At 49.8% G+C, this 16,184-nt stretch carries 15 protein-coding genes; 7 read left to right on the forward strand and 8 right to left on the reverse strand.

The genetic code is table 11. The features are described 5' to 3' along the window. Positions 1-44: 44 nt before the first annotated feature. Positions 45-2,297 (reverse strand): arginine/lysine/ornithine decarboxylase, encoded by a 2,253-nt coding sequence (locus B4E62_RS08515; RefSeq protein ID WP_310069364.1) that lies wholly within the window; start codon positions 2,295-2,297, stop codon positions 45-47. Positions 2,298-2,577: 280 nt separating this feature from the next. Beyond that, the gene (locus B4E62_RS08520; RefSeq protein WP_331351762.1) at positions 2,578-3,078 is read right to left on the reverse strand and encodes a helicase; all 501 of its coding nucleotides are present in this window, start codon (positions 3,076-3,078) and stop codon (positions 2,578-2,580) included. Between the two features lie 233 nt (positions 3,079-3,311). On the opposite strand from B4E62_RS08520, the gene ubiE reads away from it, so the two are divergent. The 5 genes from ubiE (at position 3,312) to B4E62_RS08545 (ending at position 11,152) form a co-directional block, all read left to right on the forward strand. Further along, entirely contained in the window at positions 3,312-4,061 is a 750-nt protein-coding gene (ubiE, locus tag B4E62_RS08525; protein ID WP_310069360.1) for a bifunctional demethylmenaquinone methyltransferase/2-methoxy-6-polyprenyl-1,4-benzoquinol methylase UbiE, read from the forward strand. After that, positions 4,061-4,675, forward strand: a complete 615-nt coding sequence (locus B4E62_RS08530; RefSeq protein WP_331351763.1) for a ubiquinone biosynthesis accessory factor UbiJ — start codon at positions 4,061-4,063, stop codon at positions 4,673-4,675. The genes ubiE and B4E62_RS08530 overlap by 1 nt, the downstream gene beginning before the upstream one ends. Before the next feature lie 15 nt (positions 4,676-4,690). Continuing rightward, positions 4,691-6,349, forward strand: coding sequence for a ubiquinone biosynthesis regulatory protein kinase UbiB (gene ubiB / locus B4E62_RS08535; RefSeq protein ID WP_331351764.1), 1,659 nt, complete (start codon positions 4,691-4,693; stop codon positions 6,347-6,349). A 203-nt stretch (positions 6,350-6,552) separates the two neighbouring features. Further along, positions 6,553-8,370, forward strand: a complete 1,818-nt coding sequence (locus tag B4E62_RS08540) for a putative bifunctional diguanylate cyclase/phosphodiesterase (protein ID WP_331351765.1) — start codon at positions 6,553-6,555, stop codon at positions 8,368-8,370. 31 nt (positions 8,371-8,401) lie between these two features. After that, complete coding sequence (locus B4E62_RS08545; RefSeq protein ID WP_331351766.1) at positions 8,402-11,152, forward strand: ATP-binding protein; 2,751 nt, start codon at positions 8,402-8,404, stop codon at positions 11,150-11,152. A gap of 75 nt (positions 11,153-11,227) precedes the next feature. On the opposite strand, the gene B4E62_RS08550 is transcribed toward B4E62_RS08545, so the two are convergent. The 4 genes from B4E62_RS08550 to B4E62_RS08565 all read right to left on the reverse strand — a co-directional run bounded on the left by B4E62_RS08550 (position 11,228) and on the right by B4E62_RS08565 (position 13,945). Next, a complete protein-coding gene (locus B4E62_RS08550; RefSeq protein WP_310069348.1) occupies positions 11,228-11,899 on the reverse strand; it encodes a pseudouridine synthase in 672 nt (223 codons plus the stop codon). Positions 11,900-11,918: 19 nt separating this feature from the next. Continuing rightward, complete coding sequence (locus B4E62_RS08555; RefSeq protein ID WP_331351767.1) at positions 11,919-12,728, reverse strand: Cof-type HAD-IIB family hydrolase; 810 nt, start codon at positions 12,726-12,728, stop codon at positions 11,919-11,921. A 66-nt stretch (positions 12,729-12,794) separates the two neighbouring features. Next, positions 12,795-13,628, reverse strand: a complete 834-nt coding sequence (locus B4E62_RS08560) for a nucleotidyltransferase domain-containing protein (RefSeq protein WP_331351768.1) — start codon at positions 13,626-13,628, stop codon at positions 12,795-12,797. A gap of 35 nt (positions 13,629-13,663) precedes the next feature. Continuing rightward, positions 13,664-13,945, reverse strand: coding sequence for a DUF1330 domain-containing protein (locus tag B4E62_RS08565; protein WP_331351769.1), 282 nt, complete (start codon positions 13,943-13,945; stop codon positions 13,664-13,666). Between the two features lie 319 nt (positions 13,946-14,264). On the opposite strand from B4E62_RS08565, the gene B4E62_RS08570 reads away from it, so the two are divergent. Then, positions 14,265-14,876, forward strand: coding sequence for a helix-turn-helix transcriptional regulator (locus B4E62_RS08570; protein ID WP_331351770.1), 612 nt, complete (start codon positions 14,265-14,267; stop codon positions 14,874-14,876). A 196-nt stretch (positions 14,877-15,072) separates the two neighbouring features. Here the strand turns inward: B4E62_RS08570 and B4E62_RS08575 are convergent, their stop codons facing one another. After that, positions 15,073-15,297 (reverse strand): helix-turn-helix transcriptional regulator, encoded by a 225-nt coding sequence (locus tag B4E62_RS08575; RefSeq protein WP_331351771.1) that lies wholly within the window; start codon positions 15,295-15,297, stop codon positions 15,073-15,075. A gap of 125 nt (positions 15,298-15,422) precedes the next feature. Here B4E62_RS08575 and B4E62_RS08580 point away from each other — a divergent pair, with 125 nt between their 5' ends. Then, positions 15,423-15,650, forward strand: a complete 228-nt coding sequence (locus B4E62_RS08580; protein ID WP_331351772.1) for a hypothetical protein — start codon at positions 15,423-15,425, stop codon at positions 15,648-15,650. A gap of 3 nt (positions 15,651-15,653) precedes the next feature. Here B4E62_RS08580 and B4E62_RS08585 read toward each other — a convergent pair whose 3' ends face one another. Beyond that, a complete protein-coding gene (locus B4E62_RS08585) occupies positions 15,654-16,127 on the reverse strand; it encodes a very short patch repair endonuclease (protein WP_331351773.1) in 474 nt (157 codons plus the stop codon). Positions 16,128-16,184 lie beyond the last annotated feature (57 nt).

Here is a 16,184-nt window from a genome sequence, read left to right on the forward strand (position 1 = left end):
GGATGGCCTCTCTATTTATAGCATCGAGTTGATGAACCCGGGCTTTATTGTTTTACGCAGTCAACAAAATAATCGCGTTTGCCATCCACTTCACGTTTTACCAAGCCGTGGACATCTGTCTCAAAGCCGGGGAAGCGTTCGTTGAAATCGCGCGCGAATTTTAAATAATCGACGATGGTTTTGTTAAAGCGCTCGCCTGGAATCAACAGCGGGATTCCCGGTGGATAGGGCGTTAACAAAATCGAGGTGATGCGGCCTTCCAATTCATTGATAGGTACGCGCTCGATTTCGCGGTGCGCCATTTTTGCAAAGGCATCCGACGGTTTCATCGCCGGTTGCATATCGGACAAATACATTTCGGTCGTCAAGCGTGCAACGTCGTAGGCTTTGTAGAAATCATGGATTTGTTGGCAGAGATCGCGCAGGCCCATACGCTCGTAGCGTGGATTGGCTTGGGCAAATTCCGGCATGATTCGCCACATCGGCTGGTTCTTGTCGTAGTCATCTTTAAATTGTTGTAGCGCGGCTACCAATGTATTCCAACGGCCTTTGGTGATGCCGATGGTGAACATGATGAAGAAGGAATAGAGGCCGCACTTCTCGATGATTACACCGTTTTCTGCCAGATATTTAGTGACAATCGATGCAGGGATACCGGTATCGCTGAATTGGCCATTTACCGACAAGCCCGGGTTAACGATGGTGGCTTTGATCGGGTCGAGCATATTGAAATTCGGCGCGAGTTTGCCGAAGCCATGCCAGTTGTCATCGCTGCGCAGTACCCAATCTTCGCGGGTGCCAATGCCTTCTTCAGCAAACTCTTCCGGCCCCCACACCTGGAACCACCAATCCTGGCCCCATTCCTCGTCGACTTTTTTCATCGCGCGACGGAAATCCAGTGCTTCAAAAATCGATTCTTCTACCAGTGCGTGACCACCGGGTGCTTCCATCATTGCGGCGGCGATATCGCATGACGCGATGATCGAGTATTGCGGCGAGGTGGAGGTGTGCATCAAATAGGCTTCATTAAATGCATCTTGATCGAGTTTTACTTTCTCGGATTCACGCACTAACACTTGCGATGCTTGCGATAAACCGGCGAGCAATTTGTGCGTGGATTGGGTAGAGAAAATCATCGACTCTTTTGCGCGCGGGCGATCTTTGCCAATCGCGTGCATGTCTTTGTAGAACTCATGGAAAGTGGCGTGCGGCAACCAGGCTTCGTCGAAATGCAGCGTATCGATTTTACCGTCGAGCATATTTTTCAGCGTCTCTACGTTGTAGAGCACACCGTCGTAAGTCGATTGGGTAATAGTGAGGATGCGCGGTTTTTTGTTCACGGCTTCGCGCGCAAAGGGGTTTGCTTCGATCTTGCGGGCGATGCTTTCAGGCGTGAATTCTTCCAGCGGAATCGGGCCGATAATGCCGAGGTTGTTGCGCGTCGGCATCAGGAACACGGGGATCGCGCCGCACATAATGATGGAGTGCAGGATCGACTTGTGGCAGTTGCGGTCAACGACAACGATATCGCCCGGTGCAACGGTTGAGTGCCACACCATTTTGTTCGATGTGGAAGTACCGTTAGTCACAAAGTAGCAGTGGTCGGCATTAAAGATGCGTGCGGCATTGCGTTCGGACGCGGCGATTGGGCCGGTGTGGTCGAGCAATTGGCCGAGTTCTTCCACCGCGTTACACACGTCGGCGCGCAGCATATTTTCACCAAAGAACTGGTGGAACATTTGGCCGATAGGTGATTTCAAAAAGGCCACGCCGCCGGAGTGGCCGGGGCAGTGCCAGGAATAGGAACCGTCTTGCGCGTAGTGCACCAGTGCGCGGAAAAACGGCGGTGCCAAACCATCGAGGTAGGATTTGGCTTCGCGGATAATGTGGCGCGCCACAAATTCCGGCGTGTCTTCAAACATATGAATGAAGCCGTGCAGCTCACGCAAAATATCGTTGGGGATATGGCGTGAAGTGCGGGTTTCGCCGTACAGATAAATCGGGATGTCGGCGTTTTTGTAGCGAATCTCTTCCACAAACGCACGCAGGGATTTGAGCGCGTGGTCGGTTTCTTCGAGTGAGCCGCTGCCAAATTCTTCGTCGTCGATCGATAAAATAAACGCAGAGGCGCGCGATTGTTGCTGCGCGAATTGCGACAGGTCACCGTAGCTGGTAACACCAACTACCTCCCAGCTTTCTTTTTCAATGGCGTCCGCGAGAGCGCGTATGCCTAAACCCGAGGTATTCTCGGAGCGAAAGTCTTCGTCGATGATGACGATGGGAAAGCGAAATTTCATGGAGTCTCCATAAAAGTATAAGGCTGGAATTTCACTTGCTGGCGAGACGCCTCTGGGTGGTGCTTGTTAGGTACTGCAAAGACTGGTTGCGTGGCGCATCGTCCGGCCGGCGCACCTGAGGGGCAAACCGAGGAAAACCGGACGCGATTTGGAGCCATTTGGCCGCGCATTGCCCGGTAGTGAGTCTAGTCCCAAACCGGTGCAACTGCGGCGGCGATTGTAATCCACTTGGGCAAATTCAAACACCCATTTATTACAATCAAAAGTCGATCAGAGTAGATTAGTTATCCCCGGCGCCACCCTTTTCGGTTGCTACGTTAGCCGGATGTTTGATCGCATCATCTGCAATCACCTGCAAGGCAGCGGGCATGGCCTGGTCGATCTGTGCCTGCTCCTCCGCTGTAGGTACTTTATAGCCGCGCGGCCAAAGACCGTCGAAATAGTCCCAGCCGTAACCCCAGCGGTAATGGTTCATCCAATAAGGGCTGCCGCCCCAGCGCACATTGTTGTAAATGTAGTTGGCCATGCCCGGGCCTTGTGCTGCTTTGACGCAGGCCTGGATGCGCTCGTCGGATTCTTTGCGCGCCTCCTCACTACCGCCTTTCCAATAATCCAGGTCGTGGGCAACACAGCAGTGGCGCCAAAGGTTGGGCTTTTCCGGTGTACCGTCAATCCAGAGTGAGCAACCATCGGTAGTGAAGGGTTTGAGTTCGTTGGCCTGGCTGGTGCTGGCGATGAGCAGTGCGATGGGGAGTGAGATGATAAATCCGAGGGCGCACATAGGCTGTTCCTTCCTCCGCTGTCGTATAAGTGATGACCAGGGGATATGAATCGATAGTGGCGGGGATTTTACGCAATGAGCATTGAAAAACTATCAAAATTTTCCTTCTGACGCTTTAATCCGGCACTTGTTCCTGCCAAATCACAACCCAAGTGCCGCTGTGCAATGTCCACCCAATGCCAGTACAATGCCGCCACCCTGCCCGCTTGGGTTGCCTGCCTTTGGATTCCACTATGAACGATAAAAAAACCACCCACTTTGGCTTTCAGGAAGTGCCTGTTGAAGAGAAAGCCGAACGTGTCGCCGAGGTCTTTCACTCAGTCGCCGCCAAATACGATGTGATGAATGATTTGATGTCGGCAGGCATTCATCGCCTGTGGAAGCGTTTCACCATTGAAGCTTCGGGCGTGCGCGCCGGGCATAAAGTATTGGATATCGCGGGTGGCACGGGTGATTTAAGTTATCAATTCGCCAAGCTCGTCGGCAGCAATGGGCAAGTCGTGCTCGCCGATATCAACGCGTCCATGCTCGGCGTGGGGCGCGACCGCCTGACCGATCGCGGCATTGCCGGCAATATCAATTTCGCCCAGTGCGATGCACAATTTCTGCCCTTTCCCGATAACACCTTCGATTGCATTACCATCGCTTTCGGTTTGCGCAACGTGACCGATAAAGATATGGCGCTGCGTTCCATGTTGCGTGTGTTGAAACCGGGCGGCCGTTTGTTGGTGCTCGAGTTCTCCAAACCGCAAAGCGAAATACTCAGCAAAATTTACGATACCTATTCCTTCAAAGTGCTGCCGTTTATGGGCAAGCTGGTGACCAACGATGCCGAGAGCTATCGCTACCTCGCCGAATCGATCCGTATGCATCCGGATCAGCAAACCTTGAAAGAGATGATGGATAACGCCGGTTTTGTGCGCACTGAATTTCACAATATGACCGGCGGCATAGTCGCGCTGCACAAAGGCATCAAACCCTAATGGCCAACACCTTAACCATCGCTGCACTCGCCAGCGCCGAAAAAATGCTGAACGCCGCGCTGCGTTACGACCCGGCCACGCGCATCGGCCTTGCGCAATTGGAAGGAAAAATTCTCGCCGTGCAAATTACGGCACCCGCGCTGCAGTTTTTTATCATGCCGATGGATGACGAATTGCGCCTGATGGGCAATTGGGATGGCGATGTGGATACGCGCATCACTGGATCACTGCTCGCGCTGGCGCAATTGTCGCAAACCGAAATCCACAATTTAAAAGGCAGCGGCGTCACGGTGATGGGCGATTTGAGTTTGCTCGCCAACCTGCAACGCCTGGTGAAAAATCTCGATATCGACTGGGAGGAAATGCTCAGCCAATTCACGGGCGATATTGTTGGTCATCAAGCTGCACAACTGATTCGCGCAAAGTTAGGTTGGGCAAAAGATAGTGCTAAAAATGCACAGCGTCTCACCGGCGAATTCCTCACCGAGGAATTAAAAATTTTACCGGGCAAACACGAATTGGAAGATTTTTATCGCCAGGTCGATGACTTGCGTTTGGCGGTTGATCGCGCAGCGGCGCGTGTTGAAACGATCATTAATAAAAAAAACCATTAAAGAGAAATCAAATCCGTGATTGTTTTTTTCCGCTTATTAAAAATCCTGCGCGTATTTGCACGTTATCGCCTTGATCAATTGCTGCCCGCCAATTTACCGATGGCAGCGCGATTCCTGTTATTTTTCTTTGGACTCTTCCCCAAACCACTCTCTGCCAGTGGTGAAAAAATGTCGCGCGGTGAATGCCTGCGTCGCGCCTGTGAAGATTTAGGGCCAATCTTTGTAAAATTCGGCCAGCTGCTGTCTACCCGCCCGGATCTGGTTCCCGACGATATAGTGCGGGAACTCAATCACCTGCAAGACAATGTAGCGCCTTTCCCGAACGAAGAATTCCAACGCATAGTAGAAGCCTCACTGGGTGCAAACGTCAGTGATATTTTTGCCAGCTATGATCATGCGCCACTGGCATCTGCATCAGTCGCACAGGTACATACGGCGGTGCTGAAAGATGGGCGCGAGGTGGTCATCAAAGTTGTGCGTCCCGGCATTGAAAATATTATCGCGCAGGATGTTGAGCTGTTACTGCTGGTGGCGCGCTGGGTTGAAAAAAATACGCTCGATGGTAAGCGCTTGCATCCGGTGGAAATTGTGCAGGATTATCGCACCACGATTTTTGATGAGCTGGATCTACAGCGCGAAGCGGCTAACGCTTCACAACTGCGCCGCAACTTTTTAAATTCTCCGCTGCTGTATGTGCCGGAAATTTACTGGGATTACACGCGCGCTAATGTATTGGTGATGGAGCGCATCTACGGCATTCCGGTGACGGATGTAAATGCATTGGCCGCGCAGAATACCGATATGAAAAAACTCGCCGAGCGCGGCGTGGAAATTTTTTTCACCCAAGTGTTCGAGCACAATTTTTTCCATGCCGATATGCACCCCGGCAATATTTTTGTATCGCGAAAAAATCCGCAGCTGCCGCAGTACATCGCGGTGGATATGGCAATCGTCGGCTCGCTCACGCGTGAAGACCAATATTATTTAGCGCGTAATTTGTTGGCGATGTTTCGCCGCGATTACCGTCAGGTGGCCGAGCTGCACGTACAAAGCGGTTGGGTTCCCAAGACGGTACGGGTAGAAGAATTGGAAGCAGCAGTACGCACCGTTTGCGAGCCTATTTTTGCCAAGCCGCTCAAAGATATTTCCTTCGCCAATGTGCTGCTCAGTTTATTCCGCACCGCGCGCCGTTTTGAAATGGAAGTGCAGCCGCAACTCGTGTTGTTGCAAAAAACCTTGCTCAATATTGAAGGCCTTGGTCGCCAGCTCTACCCGGATCTGGATTTGTGGGCCACTGCCCATCCGTTTTTGGAGCGCTGGTTGAAAAACCGTTTCCATCCCAAATCCCTGTGGGGTGAACTCAAACGCTACGCGCCCGAGTGGATGGAAAAATTCCCGCAAGTGCCTGACCTTATCTTCAACAGCCTGCAGCAAGTGCCGCTCATCGCCCAAAAACTGGATGCGCTGGAAGCGGATGTTGCGCATCGCAACCTTCACCAACATCGCGGGCGGCGCAAGCTAATCGCATTACTGGCTTTTGGTGCCGCCGGTTATTTCTTGTATCAAGACTTGCAAGGTTCTGCCGTGCTGCGCGATTGGATTATCACCGACGTATCCCCCTCGACTATTGTGCTGGCCGCGCTCGGCATGGTGGCGCTCTGGTTTAGAAAATAGCTAAATGGCCGGGGGCTGGAAGTCATCCTCCGCAAGCGCAGTTCAACGTTAAAACAGTGCAGCAGTCGGGCACTGTTTTGGCTCTTAGATCATCAATATCCCTGGTGACGATTTGCCCTAACAAATCTTCATAACCGGCGCGTAGCTATTCCTTTCCCGTCTGCTATTATCCGATGACAACAATAGTTAAGGACTTTATTGTCATGTCGAGTGCGACGCGTATCCTGCTGGTCGATGATACCCCGGAAAATCTGGATGTCCTCAGTGGCATTTTGGAGGATCTGGATTGCCAACTGATTGTCGCCACCTCCGGCGAGCGAGCGCTGGAGCTTGCCGCGCGGCGTCTGCCGGATTTGATCCTGCTCGATGTGATGATGCCGGATATGAACGGCTTTGAAGTCTGTACCCGTCTCAAGGCCGAACTGGCCACCACCGAAATCCCGATTATTTTTGTCACCGCCCGCGCCGACGATATCAGTCAGGGCTTCCGTGTCGGCGGCGCCGACTACATCACCAAACCCATAAATGCCGACGAAGTGCGCTCGCGCGTGCGCCACCAGCTCGAACGGCAAATGATGTTGGCGGAACTCAAATCCTTTAACCGCGAACTGGAAGGCAAGGTGCGCGAACGCACCGCCGAACTTACCATCGCCAACCGCCAGCTGCGCGAGGAGATCAACGAGCGGCGCTATATGCAAGACCGCCTCAACTACCTCGCCACCCACGATTTTGTCACCCGCCTGCACAACCGCAATGCCCTTGAAGCCCATGTATCCGAACTGCTTGCCCGTATCCAGGTACAAGACATCAGCGCCTCTTTTTTATTGATCGATATTGACCGCTTCCGTTTGGTCAATGAGAGTTGTGGTTGTATTGCTGGCGATGAATTATTGCGGCAGTTTTCCGATAGCATCGCCGGGTTATTAACACGCAATGATTTTTTTGCCCGGCTCGGCGGCGATCGGTTTGCAGTAGTGACCTATTGCGATGAAGGTGATAAAGGCTTGGCGCTTGCACAAAGTATTTTAAAACATCTGGAGCAATTTAATTTCCAATGGGAGGACCGCCAATTCAAACTTGCGGCCTCAATCGCCACTGTGCCGCTCACGCGCATTATGGTGAGTTACGATCAAGTGATGCTCGCCGCTGACGAAGTCATTTTTGTCGCCAAGCGCGAAGCGCGCGGTGGCATTTTCAGTTACGAGGAAGCAGCCAAGCGCAGCAATTTGCATAAAGATAATATCAACTGGGCCTCGCGTTTGGTCGATGCGGTGCATAACCAGTTATTCCGCGCCTGGTTCCAGATGATCGAATTTTTACCCGCTAGTGCGGGTAGTGCCAAACCACAATACCGATTGGAAGTGTTAATGCGGTTATGGGATGCAGCTCACCAGCGCATGATTTCACCGGGTGAATTTATCGGCCCGGCTGAGCGTTTGCATTTAATTCCCGAGTTGGATAAATGGATTGTAGGATACACCTTGAATTTATTTGCCCAGCACCCGCAATTGCTGGAGCGGTTGGATATGGTGTCCATTAACCTGTCTGCCATTTCCATTCGCGAACCACAGTTTGCACAATTTATTATCAATAGTTTTACCACCTACAATTTGCCTGCACATAAATTCTGCTTTGAAATTACCGAAACCCAGGCAATCGTCAATCTCGATTCGGCGCGGCAGTTTATGCAAACCCTGCGCGAACTGGGTTGTCATTTTGCGCTGGATGATTTCGGCAGCGGTTTTGCCTCCTATGCCTATTTACATCAACTCGCGTTCGACAAAATAAAAATCGACGGTATTTTTGTGCGCGATATGGACACCGATCCCGCGCACTATGCGATGGTGAAATCCATTGCGGAAATGGCCACATCGCTCGGCAAAGAAGTGATTGCCGAGTTTGTCGAGACCGCAGAAGTCGCCGCGCAGTTGCATAAACTCGGAGTGAGCTGGGGGCAGGGCTATCATCACCATCGCCCGGAAGAAATGAATTATCAGGCGCTGGATAAATGCTTGTCGTAATTAACGACTGACCTTCACAAGGTGTGTGCCGGTGCTAAAGCTCTCCCGTAAATCGCTTTATCTATTCGCTAAATTGCCACTGCTGAACCTGGGTTTTGCGGTGGTTTATTTTTTATTGGTTCAATTCGGGATGGCCTGGAGTTCGCTGACCTCCCAGGTCTCGTTGGTTTGGCCAGCAGCAGGCTTGGCATTGTTTGGGTTTTTGTTATTTGGCCTGCGCGTGTTGCCAGGGCTTTTTTTAGGTGCCCTTTTCGCCACACAATTTTTACATTTTGATCCTCTTATCGGACGCAGTTATACAAACTGGGGGGCTGCAGCGCTTATTGCTGGTGGCGATATGTTGCAGGCCATCATTATCGCGCGCATTAACCGTGGTTTATTAAGCCGCAACCTGTTAGTTAATTTGCGTCGCACGCTGATTTTTATCGCCAGCATTTTTTTCTGTGCGCTTATCTCTTCCAGTATTGGTGCTTACACATTGAATGCGCTCGGCATTGTGCCTGCTGGTGAGCTGGGAAAAACCTGGGCATTTTGGTGGATGGGCGATAGCGTCGGCATGTTGATTGTGACTGCATTATTTGCGTGGTTATTAATTCCGCGCATTCGCCAGAATACCCATGCGCAGGCATTTTTATTATTGTGTGCCGGTGTGGGGCTGGTATTTTTTCTGGTCTCGGCACTCGGGTATATCGAACACAGCGAAGCGCAACGCCTTGCTGCCACCGCGCGAGAAATTACGCTCGCTGCACAACTCGATCCGCGCCCCTGGTATCAACCCAGTTGGTTACAATTTTCGGTACTCGCGATAGGTTTGACACTGATAGGTTTGTTAACCGCGTATATTCGCACGCGGCAGGAGCATGATGAACTCTTGCGCGAAAACCAGACACGTCTTGAAGCAGAAGTGTTATCGCACACCCAGGCGCTGCGCAAAGCCAATGACTGGTTACTTAATGAAGTAGTGCAGCGCCAGCAAACCCAGGAGCAATTGCAGGAGTCGCAAACGGCGTTGCGCGCGCGCGAACAACATCTGCGCAGCCTGCTCGATAATATTCCTGATCCGGTGTGGTTTAAAAATCTGGAGGGCGTTTACATCAGCTGCAATAAGGCCTTTGCCAAAATGTTGGGGCAGAGCGAAGACTATATTATCGGCAAAACGGAAGATGAGTTAGTCGGGCGCGACCTTGCGGATTTTTTTCGTCACAATGATCAGCAAGCCCTAAAAAGCAGCGAGTTGCATCGCTACGAACAATCGATAAAGGTCAGCGAACAAGATGAGTACCTGTTAGATACCTTAAAAGTCGCCGTGCGCGACGAGCAGGGCAATGCCGTAGGTATTCTCGGAATAGGGCGCGATATTTCCGCGCAAAAAGAAGCGGAAAAACAATTGTCGCTCGCCAAGGAAGTTGCGGAGGAGGCGACACGTGCAAAAAGCCGCTTCCTTGCCAATATGAGCCATGAAATCCGCACCCCGCTTAATGCGGTATTGGGTTACACCCAACTGCTGATGCGCGACGAAAAATTTACCGGCAACCAGCGCGAACGACTGCAATTAATTCTGGTGTCCAGCCAGCGGCTGCTGGGTTTGATCAACGATGTGTTGGATTTATCCAAAATCGAATCCGGCGTGCTTAACCTGCGTAAAGAATATTTTGATTTGCATCAGGAAGTTGCCGATATACAAACCATTATGGCCGAGCGAGCGCAAAATAAAGGTCTGAATTTAATTACCCAAGTTGATTTACCTGATCCCTACATCGTGAAAGGTGACCGCCAAAAAATCGGCCAGATATTGCTAAATTTATTAGGCAACGCGATTAAATTTACGCCCGAAGGCAGTGTAAGTTTATATGTCGCCCTCCTCGCCGGTGAAGTCGAGTTTGTCATTGGAGATACCGGCCCCGGAATTTCCGAGCAAGAATTAGCGGAATTATTTGCGGCATTTAAACAGGGGCAAGCAGGTGAGGATGCGGGTGGCACTGGCTTGGGCCTCACGCTATCGCGCCATCTCGCGGAAGGCATGGGCGGCAGTTTGCAGCTCTCCAGTATTCTCGGCCAGGGTACGCTCGCGCATTTGCGATTGCCGTTGGTGAGTGAAAATATTGTGTTGGATGAGCGCGATTCCCACCAACAAACACAGCACCTGCAACCCGGCACGCAATGTAAAGTATTGGTCGTGGAAGATGACCAGGCTAGCTGCGAAATTCTGGTCGATCTACTGCAACAAATCGGCTGCGAAACCTACGCTGCACACGATGGTCGCGAAGGCCTTGCAATGTGTCAGGCGCAGCAGTTCGATATTATTTTTACCGACATCCGCATGCCCCATTTAAATGGTTTGGAAATGTTGCGTCGCCTGCGTGTATTACCTGCTTATAGCAATACACCTATGGTGGCAGTATCAGCCTCCAGTTTGGAGCATGAACGTACTTATTATCTCGCGCAGGGATTTCAGGAATTTATCGGTAAACCCTACGCGTTTGAGGATGTGTTTAAAGCCTTGCAACACTATGCCCAGGTTGATTTTGATCATGCGACAGAATCAGAAAACGAAGATGATGTCATAGAAGATGCTAATGTCGATTTAACTATTTTCAAACCGAGATTGCAGGAATTAGCCACAGTCGCGGCAAGTGGTGATATGGCTGCCAGTAAAAAAATTATTGGTGAATTGAATGTAGGACAACTTGGCAAGCAGCGGCATCAACAATTGGTTAATGCGTTGCGCCAGTATGATTTGGAGAAGGTTGAAAAAGTGGTGCGCGGATGGTTGGGCGAGTGATGCTATAGAACATACTTATAAATCATTTCTTCCAGATCACATCACTACGCGTTTGGCAATCGTCTTTTATCATAATCAAAACGGACAATTACTTCGCCCGCATATTTTCTCCCCCGTCACCGGATGATCAAATTCAAGCGTTGTTGCGTGCAACATCAAACGTGGCGCCATCTGAAAAGCGTCTTCACTCGCATATAAATCACACCCCAAAATCGAATGGCCGAGTTCGCGGCTGTGAATCCGCAATTGGTGTGTTCGACCCGATACCGGCGTAAATAACACCCGCGTGGTCGCTGGCGAACTATTGCGTTCGATTACGGCGTAATGCGTTAACGCATTTTTCCCCGAATCAAAACAAATTTTTTGCAGCGGAAAATTGGGTGGATCTTTGGCGATAGGTAATTCAATGTGGCCGCTGTCTTGCTCGACATGGCCGTGCAGAAGCGCGGTATAGGTTTTGGTGATCGTCCCTGACTGAAATTGTTTGCCAATATGCGCGTTCACATATTTATTCAGTGCAACAACCATAATTCCCGAAGTGCCAAAATCAAGCCGATGCACAAGCGTCGCAGTGGGGAAATTTTTCACCAAACGAAAATGCACAGAATCTTTATTGAGCGGATTTTTCCCCGACAAACTCAACAAGCCGCCCGGTTTATTGATCAACAGTAAATGCTCGTCCTGAAATAAGATACTGATTTCATCAAGGCATGGCGGAGCAATGAAGGTGTCTAGTTTTACTTGCATGATCTATCCATACGCAACCTTACAACACCCGCTCATATAAATATGTCGCCACACCATCTTTATGATGTGCTTGCGCACGCTGTGCAGTAGGAAATAACTGTTTGAGTTTTTCGCTCGCATTATCCATCACTATCGGATGAGCAACTGTCTGGAACATCTCCACATCATTAAAACCATCACCGAACGCCATGCTGTTGGCAAGTGGCCGTTGTAGATGTTCCATTAATGTTCTCAGTGCGTGGCCTTTGGAAATAGCCTGCGGCATAGCTTCCAGATAATATTCATCGGAAAACGTCAAATGAATTGGCAGGGTTAGCGCAGCCAGTATTTGCGTCTTGAGTTGTTGCAGCATTGCATTTTCACCGTAAAACAAAATCTTTAATGCCGGTGTGGCGAGCATTTCTTGCAATGCAATTTGGCGATAAAAAAATTGCGATTGTGCGTGGGCATCCAACATGGATTCGCAGGGCGCATTCACCAGCCACTCGGAATCCGTATACATATTCAAATGCACACCACATTTTTCACCCAGCGGCAGCAAGATCTCATTCACCGCAAGCGGCAAACAGGCGCGCTGAATTAACTCACCCGCGCCGTTATGAATCATCGCACCGTTACAGGTAATCGTCGCAATTCCACCACCCAACTGTTTCAGGTAAGCGCGGATATCCATAAAGTGCCTGCCAGTCGCGATAACCAGATGATGACCGCGCTCGCGCAGTTCATTTAATGCGCGAATCGTCAGCGGCGAAAGTTCGTGGTGTTCATTTAGCAGGGTGCCATCCATATCAAACACAAAGGTGCTGGGCGTTTGTGGTTTTTCAAACATTAAAAATTCCAGGGTAAAATGAGTGATGTGTAGCCCAACCCCGCATTCCGCTGGGCTCTATGCGGGCTACACCATGTACCGTTTGAACAATTTATTCAACTGCTCAATATCGCCTTTGGTATCTACCTCAACGGGTTTATGCTCTTCATAGTAGGCTAATGTATCTTCAATAAACCGATTGAGTGCTGGAATCGGTGCGGCAATTTCTTTTTCTTGACTAGACGTTTTGCGCTCAAGCAGAGCGGCGATTTCGTTTTTCAAAGATGTGTCGTCGGCAATCAGTTCGCATACCTTATGAAATTCAATCGGTGCAGGCAGATTCTTTTGCTCGATCCATTTGCAGGATAGAAGCGCGCGCAAGATATAAAAATATTTTTTAATAACAACCGTTTCGCCTTTGAAATGCTCACGATAATTGTTCTTTGCCATATGACGATAGTGATAAATCCCCTTAGCAGGTGAATACACATCCGGCAACAAGGCGCGCGCCGCAGGCGCAAATATCCCATCATCCACATACACAATAGGCGATTGCAGCCACTCTACAATGCCGGGGTTTGATCGCCACAAAAGCTTTAACGCCTTACGAATATCCCAGCCATTAATATCAATCTCATCCACAATCGGATATTCAATGACATCGCGTTTATCCTCCACGTCAATCGTCAAATACCAATCGCTTGGATGCGCATAAATAAAACGCACGTCAAAATCGCTATTCGGCGATGCAAAACCCCAGGCGCGGCTGCCGGACTCAATCGCGTACAACACTTTTACGTTGTGCTCTTGTTCAGCGGCTTTAATACGTTTCAGGATTTCGGTGTGGATGTGAGCGGGGATCATAGAATCATTATTCACGTTTAAATGGGAAAGTGCAGCAGTGCAGATGACGTCAAGCATGATTTTACTTGAGGTCTAACGATTGGTTGTAAGCGTTATCTGCTGATCAATTGGAATAGAGAGCGCATACCGGCATCGCGCAGCGGAATCAATGCCTGATAATCCGGTGAATGATACCAGTCGGTTGCCTGTTCCCTGGTAGGAAATGCGAGGATGGCCTGCATCTCATAATCGGTGTTGCCGGACAGCGTTTCGAAAATGCCTCTAACCAGAAATTCACCACTGTACCTGGCCAGTGTGGCCGGTACTGCAGCGATGTATTGTTGCAGCTTCTCTTTATCGGTCGGGGTGAAATTGACGGTGATGTAAGCCGGCATTTTTGAAGCTCCTGCGGTTTGTATGCCGGGGAATCATAACAGTAGACGCAACTCAAACCGGCAATTTGCCGATAAGATAATAGGCAATTGGACGATGGTCTATGCGGTCAATTCAGGTCTCACCGCAATCTTCTGCAACTTACACGAGCGTACGCCAATCCCGCATTCCGTTAAACTCCATGCGGGCTACATGCTAAACCCTTATGTTTATGGGCGTGGCGGGCGATTGGCAGGTGGGTGGCGTCACCTAATTAACAACTCTTCAGGTAATTTGCTCCACATCAATTCACTTGGATGAATACACCTGGAGTAATGAAAGATGGATATGAAAGCAAAATCGTCACTGATTAGAAAATACCGCACCGAGCGTTTATGGTCGCAAGAACAACTTGCCGAAATGACGGGACTTGGGCTGCGCACCATCCAGCGATTGGAAGCGCGCGGCAGCGGCTCGCAAGAGTCGATCAAAGCCCTCGCCGCCGTTTTTAATGTAGAAGCCGATACATTGTTCTGGCGCGACGGTGCTTATCAGGCTTACAAACATAAGCAATGGGGCTTTGTTACCCTTGCCGGTATATCAATGGTTGCGGTATTGGTATTGGCGATTAATGATCTTGCCGTGGCGCTCCCTGCGGCAGGTATCGGCGTTCTGTTTGGTGTACTTACGCTGGTCGCGATTGCGTTCAGCTCCATGACCATCGAAGTCAACGAAAGCGAAATCAGTTGGTACTTTGGCCCCGGCCTATTCAAAAAGGGTTTGCCACTGGAAGAAGTTGGCCAATGCAAAAAAGTAAAAAATCCTATCTGGATGGGGTTCGGCATCCACGCCTACGGCACCGGCTGGATCTACAACGTCTCGGACTTGTTAGGAGTTGAAATCGAGTTGAAAGGCGGATCATTTATCCGCCTCGGCACCGACCAGCCCAATTAGCTGATCCAGGCGATAGAAGATGCAAAGGACAATGTCGAATAAAACCAATACGTAGCCTGTATGGAGCCTAGCGAAATAAGGGAGCTTTTGACGTTGATTTTACTTTTTTATTTCTTCCTCAAAAAAAGACAAACCCCGCTGCGGTTCATGATTTCGGTGTGGATTTGGGGTGGGATCACGTTAAGCTCCATATGGGTTATTCAAACTCAAACAAACTTTTCGCGGGTACGTTCAAGGCGGTAGTGATTTTTTCCAAATTATCAAAGCTCGGTCCATGAATGCCGCGCTCTATATTGCTGATGGATTCGATAGTCAAACCCACCTTCTCGGCTAACTCTTCCTGGGTTAACCCACGGCTGCTACGAACTTGCTGTAAACGCTTACCAAATTGCTTCTTTAATGATGTGGATTCAGGTGTCATGCGGGCAACCTTAAAGGATACGGAAGGTGCTTGCATCCTATTGAAGTTGAACTTCGGGTTTAACGAAGCTAAACTTCGGGTTGTAATGCGTGATTGGCTGTGGGAACGGGGAATGGAGTCAGATTATGAAAGAGCAGGCGAAAGGCGAACTAAACCTGAGCTTCCTTAGCAACTACTTGCTGGAGGATGAAATCTATTTGCAGCTGGATAAGCTGCAAGCACTGGTTTCCCTGCAAACCCTGCTCAATACCGCTGAAACAACACCCACGCGCGCTCAACATTTGTATTACGCCATGACGGTAGAAGAGCAATTGGGAAAGCTGCGGGAGTTGGTAGATGAATTATTTCGATGATATTCATTTTGATATTGTTGGGTGCAGGGTTTTTCCTTCAATTTCTGCAGACTGTGAATCATATAAAATCCAGTTCGCAGCAGTGTGAATTACCTCATTAAGATTGCGGCGGGTTTTGCCTTTTAACGCACATTCCCAAATCACCAAAACCCTCCAGCCCATCACAACACAAGCCTGAATATTTCGTTCATCGCGGATTTTATTTGCGCCTATCTTTTCTTTCCAAAACTCAACGCGGGTCGATGGCCATTTGAATATGTGGCAGCCGTGTGCGTGCCAGAAGCAGCCATTTACAAAAATTACGGCGTGATGCTTGGGGAAAACCAGATCAGGTTTTCCGGGAAGGTCTTTTCTGTGAAGCTGATAGCGAAATCCGAGCTTGTGCAGTCCCTTGCGAATGATAATTTCATTCCTGGTATTTTTGTGCTTGATACCGGACATCATCGCGGAGCGCGTTGTTCTATCCACTATATCCATTGCCGACAAACCATAATAATTGTATATTTATACAGTGCTTAATTAGGGAGGCTTTTA

Source organism: Cellvibrio sp. UBA7671, from assembly GCA_002483145.1.
GTDB lineage: Bacteria > Pseudomonadota > Gammaproteobacteria > Pseudomonadales > Cellvibrionaceae > Cellvibrio > Cellvibrio fibrivorans.

Excerpts from the sequence above, each read along its gene's own strand:
- B4E62_RS08585 (WP_331351773.1), bottom strand. The coding sequence starts at position 16,127 with ATGGATATAGTGGATAGAACAACGCGCTCCGCGATGATGTCCGGTATC.
- B4E62_RS08570 (WP_331351770.1), top strand. The coding sequence starts at position 14,265 with ATGGATATGAAAGCAAAATCGTCACTGATTAGAAAATACCGCACCGAG.
- B4E62_RS08540 (WP_331351765.1), top strand. The coding sequence starts at position 6,553 with ATGTCGAGTGCGACGCGTATCCTGCTGGTCGATGATACCCCGGAAAAT.
- B4E62_RS08575 (WP_331351771.1), bottom strand. The coding sequence starts at position 15,297 with ATGACACCTGAATCCACATCATTAAAGAAGCAATTTGGTAAGCGTTTA.
- B4E62_RS08520 (WP_331351762.1), bottom strand. The coding sequence starts at position 3,078 with ATGTGCGCCCTCGGATTTATCATCTCACTCCCCATCGCACTGCTCATC.
- ubiE (WP_310069360.1), top strand. The coding sequence starts at position 3,312 with ATGAACGATAAAAAAACCACCCACTTTGGCTTTCAGGAAGTGCCTGTT.
- B4E62_RS08530 (WP_331351763.1), top strand. The coding sequence starts at position 4,061 with ATGGCCAACACCTTAACCATCGCTGCACTCGCCAGCGCCGAAAAAATG.
- B4E62_RS08580 (WP_331351772.1), top strand. The coding sequence starts at position 15,423 with ATGAAAGAGCAGGCGAAAGGCGAACTAAACCTGAGCTTCCTTAGCAAC.
- B4E62_RS08560 (WP_331351768.1), bottom strand. The coding sequence starts at position 13,628 with ATGCTTGACGTCATCTGCACTGCTGCACTTTCCCATTTAAACGTGAAT.
- B4E62_RS08555 (WP_331351767.1), bottom strand. The coding sequence starts at position 12,728 with ATGTTTGAAAAACCACAAACGCCCAGCACCTTTGTGTTTGATATGGAT.
- B4E62_RS08515 (WP_310069364.1), bottom strand. The coding sequence starts at position 2,297 with ATGAAATTTCGCTTTCCCATCGTCATCATCGACGAAGACTTTCGCTCC.
- B4E62_RS08550 (WP_310069348.1), bottom strand. The coding sequence starts at position 11,899 with ATGCAAGTAAAACTAGACACCTTCATTGCTCCGCCATGCCTTGATGAA.
- B4E62_RS08565 (WP_331351769.1), bottom strand. The coding sequence starts at position 13,945 with ATGCCGGCTTACATCACCGTCAATTTCACCCCGACCGATAAAGAGAAG.